This window comes from Streptomyces albidus (ex Kaewkla and Franco 2022), assembly GCF_013870515.1.
Lineage (GTDB): Bacteria > Actinomycetota > Actinomycetes > Streptomycetales > Streptomycetaceae > Streptomyces > Streptomyces albidus.
In genome coordinates, this window is the sequence record NZ_JACBXA010000331.1 from 1 (window position 1) to 5324 (window position 5324).

Annotated in this window: 4 protein-coding genes; all 4 read right to left on the reverse strand. The window is 68.2% G+C overall.

Translation table 11 applies throughout. The features are described 5' to 3' along the window. Positions 1-11 precede the first annotated feature (11 nt). Positions 12-1175, reverse strand: a complete 1164-nt coding sequence (recF, locus tag H5J26_RS28080) for a DNA replication/repair protein RecF (RefSeq protein WP_181768774.1) — start codon at positions 1173-1175, stop codon at positions 12-14. Positions 1176-1183: 8 nt separating this feature from the next. After that, entirely contained in the window at positions 1184-2116 is a 933-nt protein-coding gene (gene gnd / locus H5J26_RS28085; RefSeq protein ID WP_181768775.1) for a phosphogluconate dehydrogenase (NAD(+)-dependent, decarboxylating), read from the reverse strand. Positions 2117-2323: 207 nt separating this feature from the next. Next, entirely contained in the window at positions 2324-3454 is a 1131-nt protein-coding gene (dnaN, locus tag H5J26_RS28090) for a DNA polymerase III subunit beta (protein ID WP_181768776.1), read from the reverse strand. Between the two features lie 799 nt (positions 3455-4253). Continuing rightward, the coding region (gene dnaA / locus H5J26_RS28095) for a chromosomal replication initiator protein DnaA (protein WP_181768777.1) at positions 4254-5324 on the reverse strand (1071 nt) is incomplete at its 5' end.

A 5324-nucleotide genomic window follows, 5' to 3' on the forward strand; every position in this document is an offset into this window, starting at 1 on the left:
GACATGCTCGTCTACAGCAAGCTCCGCGCGGTGCTTGGCGGCCGCGCCACCCGCACGACCTCCCCCTCGGAGACCGAGAAGCGCGCCCCCACCAGCACCTCGGGCACGTCCTCCTCGACGGCCGCCGTCACCAGCACCTGCTCACCCGGCGCCACCAACTCCGCCAGCCGCGCCCGCCTGCGCGCGTCCAGCTCCGCGAACACGTCGTCCAGCACCAGGACGGGCTCGTTGCCCTCGCTCTTGAGGAGCTCGTACGAGGCCAGCCTCAGCGACAGCGCGAACGACCACGACTCACCGTGACTCGCGTAGCCCTTGGCCGGCAGCTCACCCAACTTCAGCACCAGGTCGTCCCGGTGGGGCCCCACCAGCGTCACTCCACGCTCGATCTCCGAACGACGCGACTCCTGAAGCGCCCCCAGCAGCTCCGCGTACAACTCCTCGCGGGAGACACCGTCGGCACCGCCGTCCCCCGCGGGCCCCTTGTACTCCAGGGCCACGGGACCGCCGCCCGGTGCCAACCGCTCGTACGCCTTGTCCGCCAGCGGCCGCAGCGCCGATATCAGCTCCAGCCGCTGCGCCAGCAACTCCGCGCCCACCCGGGCCAGATGCTCGTCCCAGACGTCCAGCGTCGACATGTCCAGCTCACGCCCGCCGTGCCGCCGTGCCATCGCCGCGGACTTCAGCAACGTGTTCCGCTGCTTGAGCACGCGGTCGTAGTCCGAGCGCACGCCCGCCATCCGCGGCGAGCGAGCCGTCATCAACTCGTCCAGGAACCGGCGCCGTTCACCCGGATCGCCCTTCACCAGGGCCAGATCCTCGGGTGCGAAGAGCACCGTCCGCACGATTCCCAGCACATCGCGCGGCTTGACCTGCGAAGACCGGTTGATCCGCGCCCGGTTCGCCCGTCCCGGATTCAACTCGAGCTCCACCAGCTGCTGCCGGTCCCCCTGCCGCACCGCGGCCCGTACGACGGCATGCTCAGCGCCCATCCGCACCAGCGGCGCGTCCGAGGAGACCCGGTGGCTTCCCAGCGACGCCAGGTAGCCGACGGCCTCCACCAGATTCGTCTTGCCCTGCCCGTTGGGGCCCACGAACGTCGTCACGCCCGGCTCGAGAGAAACCTCGACCCGGGCGTACGAGCGGAAGTCGGCGAGCGACAGATGCGTGACGTGCATCGGATCCGTCAGCCGTCCACCGGCGGAAGGACGTCCGCACCCGGGGTGTCCCCGTCCACATGGACGCCGGTCGCCGAGACGGCGTGCCCGCCGAACTGATTGCGCAGCGCGGCCACCATCTTCATCTGCGGGGAATCCTTCTGACGCGAGGAGAAGCGGGCGAACAGCGACGCCGTGATCGCGGGCAGCGGCACCGCGTGGTCGATCGCCGCGTCCACCGTCCAGCGGCCTTCTCCGGAGTCCGCCGCGTAGCCGCGGAGTTCGGCGAGGTGCTCGTCGGAGTCCAGCGCCTTGACCGCCAGGTCCAGCAGCCAGGAGCGGATCACCGTTCCCTGCTGCCAGGACCGGAAGACCTCACGCACGTCGGTAACCGAATCGACCGCCTCGAGCAGCTCCCAGCCCTCCGCGAAGGCCTGCATCATGGCGTACTCGATGCCGTTGTGAACCATCTTCGCGAAGTGCCCCGCGCCCACCTTGCCAGCGTGCACGGCCCCGAACTCGCCCTCGGGCTTGAGGGCGTCGAAGATCGGCTGCACCAGCGCGACGTGCTCGTCGGCTCCGCCGTACATCAGCGCATAGCCCACCTCGAGGCCCCAGACACCGCCCGAGACGCCGCAGTCGACGAAGCCGATGCCCTTGGCCGCCAGCTCCTCGGCGTGCTGCTCGTCCTCGGTCCAGCGGGAATTGCCGCCGTCCACGACGACGTCGCCGGGGGAGAGCAACTCGGCGAGCTGATCGACGGTCGACTGGGTCGCGGCGCCCGCCGGGACCATCACCCACACCACACGCGGTCCCTTGAGCGACGTCACCAGCTCTTCGAGGCTGTGCACGTCCGCGATGTCGGGATCGCGGTCGTAGCCGATGACGGTGTGGCCTCCACGGCGGATGCGCTCGCGCATGTTCCCGCCCATCTTGCCGAGACCGATGAGACCGAGCTCCATCAGGTGCCCCTTCTTTCACGATTCGTGCCTGGGCTCGACCCTACGCCCCCGGGTCTGTGCACACCTGTGGGCTCCGGCCGCTCAGTTGTCGCTGCTCAGGGGCCGTGTGACCCCATCGGCCCGACGGCCTCACAGGCATGCCGCGACCGTACGGAGGACGCCCCTCGCGTTGCCGTTCACATGCCAGGACCAGCCGCGACGGGCACGTCAGCCCGACAACCTCACAGGCATGATCAGGTACTTGTACGCCTCGTCCGCCTCGACGTCCTTGGCGGGCCTGCCACTCAGCAGCGCCGGCTTGGTCGACGTCGTGAACGACAGCTGCGCGACGGGAGAGTCGATCGCGCTCAGACCCTCCAGCAGGAAGCCCGGGTTGAAGGCGATCGAGACGTCGTCGCCCTCCAACTCCGCGTCCACACGCTCCACAGCCTGTGCATCGTCGCTCGACCCGGCCTCCAGGGTCAGCACACCCTGCTCGAAGCTCAGCCGGACCGGGGTGTTGCGCTCCGCGACCAGGGCGACGCGCTTGACCGCCTCCACGAACGGCGCCGTCTCGATCACCGCGATCGAGTTGAACTCCGTCGGGAACAGCGTCCGGTACTTGGGCAGATCGCCTTCCAGCAGCCGCGTGGTCGTACGACGCCCGGCACCCTCGAAACCGATCAGGCCCTCGCCCGCACCCGACCCGGAGAGCGCCAGCGACACACTGTCGCCGCTGCTGAGCGACTTGGCCGTCTCCAGCAGCGTCTTCGCGGGCACGAGCGCCACTGAGGACGCGTCAGGGGTCTCCGGCTTCCACAGGAACTCGCGGACGGCGAAGCGGTATCGGTCGGTCGAGGCCAGCGTGACCGTGTCGCCCTCGATCTCGATCCGCACACCGGTGAGCACGGGCAGGGTGTCGTCACGGCCGGCGGCGATGGCCACCTGGGAGACGGCGGCCGCGAAGACCTCACCGGGCACCGTGCCCGTGGCGGTCGGCATCTCGGGGAGCGCCGGGTATTCCTCCACAGGCAGTGTGTGCAGTGTGAATCGGGAGGAGCCGCAGACGACCGTCGCCCGTACACCGTCTGTGGAGATCTCCACCGGACGGTTGGGGAGCGAACGGCAGATGTCGGCGAGCAGGCGGCCGGAGACGAGGACCGTGCCCTCCTCCTCGACCTCGCCCTCGACCGAAACACGCGCCGAGACCTCGTAGTCGAAGCCGGAGAGGCTCAGGGAGCTGTCCTCGGCCTTCAGCAGCAGGCCCGCCAGGACCGGTTGGGGCGGACGGGCGGGGAGGCTCTTCGCCGCCCAGGCCACCGCCTCCGCGAGAACATCGCGCTCTACCCGGATCTTCACCTTCAGCCGCCTCCTGCTGTTGCTGGCTACTCGCCCTGCTGCTTGTCGTAGTCGGCTCGTTGCCGGGGACCAGTCTGACGCACTGCGCTGACAGTCGGCGCGGGTGTGGGTCAAGTCGTTGCAGGGCGGGTAGGAGGCGGTCGCTCCGAGTTGTGCACAGCCCCCACTTCGAAACGGATTCCGGGTTCTCTATAGGTGGTCGTAGTAGTAGGGGTTGTGGAAACCGTGGAAAACCCCGTTTCCGCAGCTCAGCGCCGAGATTTTGTCCACCGGCCCTGTGGGCGCAGCGGTGGAGGAACCCACTGCTTCTGTGGACGGCGAAAAGTTCTGCACACCCGATGCACAGGCTGAGGCGAGTTCCCCACAGCCGAGCACCCCGGTTTCCCCACCTTTCCCACAGGCCAAACCGGGGGTGCAGTGTGACGCCTTTCACTCGGACCAGTGAGCAGGCGCGTCGAGTTGCCGAACAGTGGACAGCGCTGTGGAGAAGCTGGGGACAACACAGCGATACCTGTGGGCGGGCGGTGGACAGAGCCGTGCGGCCGTCCCTCACCCCGTCCGCGCTCCACATCCTGTGAACTTCGGTTGCACACAAATACACAGCCCCGTGACCTCGGAGAACGGCCCGCTCAGGGGCTGCACTGTGGACGCCGTCTGGACAACTTCCGGGACCCACAGGGTGTGGACGCCTCATTCGGCTTCCGTCTGTGGAACATGGCTCCCCGGGGCCGCGGATTCGAACAGCAAAGAGCCCTCCGGGAGTTGATCCCGGAGGGCTCGTGGTCGCGCGGACGCGGGCTCAGGCGTTCTTGATGCGGTTCGTCAGCTCGGTCACCTGGTTGTAGATGGAGCGCCGCTCGGCCATCAACGCGCGGATCTTGCGGTCCGCGTGCATCACCGTGGTGTGGTCACGGCCGCCGAACTGGCTGCCGATCTTGGGCAGCGAGAGGTCCGTGAGCTCCCGGCACAGGTACATGGCGATCTGACGGGCCGTCACCAGGACGCGGCTGCGCGAGGATCCGCAGAGATCGTCCACGGTGAGCCCGAAATAGTCGGCGGTTGCGGCCATGATGGCCGGCGCCGTGATCTCCGGAGTGGCGTCCTCACCGCCGGGGATGAGGTCCTTGAGGACGATCTCCGTCAGTCCGAGGTCGACGGGCTGCCGGTTGAGCGAGGCGAAGGCCGTGACCCTGATGAGCGCGCCCTCCAACTCGCGGATGTTGCGTGAGATCCGCGAGGCGATGAACTCCAGCACCTCGGGCGGTGCGTTGAGCTGCTCCTGCACGGCCTTCTTCCGGAGGATCGCGATGCGCGTCTCCAACTCCGGTGGCTGCACGTCCGTGATGAGGCCCCACTCGAAGCGGTTGCGGAGCCGGTCCTCCAGCGTGACCAGCGCCTTGGGCGGCCGGTCACTGGAGAGCACGATCTGCTTGTTCGCGTTGTGCAGCGTGTTGAAGGTGTGGAAGAACTCCTCCTGCGTCGACTCCTTGTCGGCCAGGAACTGGATGTCGTCCACGAGCAGGATGTCCATGTCGCGGTAGCGCTTGCGGAACGCGTCCGCCTTGCCGTCGCGGATGGAGTTGATGAACTCGTTGGTGAACTCCTCGGAGCTCACGTAGCGCACCCGCGTGCCGGGGTAGAGGCTGCGGGCGTAGTGCCCGATGGCGTGCAGAAGGTGCGTCTTGCCGAGGCCTGACTCCCCGTAGATGAACAGCGGGTTGTACGCCTTGGCGGGTGCTTCGGCGACGGCGACGGCTGCCGCGTGCGCGAACCGGTTCGAAGCGCCGATGACGAAGGTGTCGAAGAGGTACTTGGGGTTCAGTCGTGCGGTCGGCTCGCCCGGACCGGTGGCGGACGTGCTGCGCGTCGT

Excerpts from the sequence above, each read along its gene's own strand:
- recF (WP_181768774.1), bottom strand. The coding sequence starts at position 1,175 with ATGCACGTCACGCATCTGTCGCTCGCCGACTTCCGCTCGTACGCCCGG.
- gnd (WP_181768775.1), bottom strand. The coding sequence starts at position 2,116 with ATGGAGCTCGGTCTCATCGGTCTCGGCAAGATGGGCGGGAACATGCGC.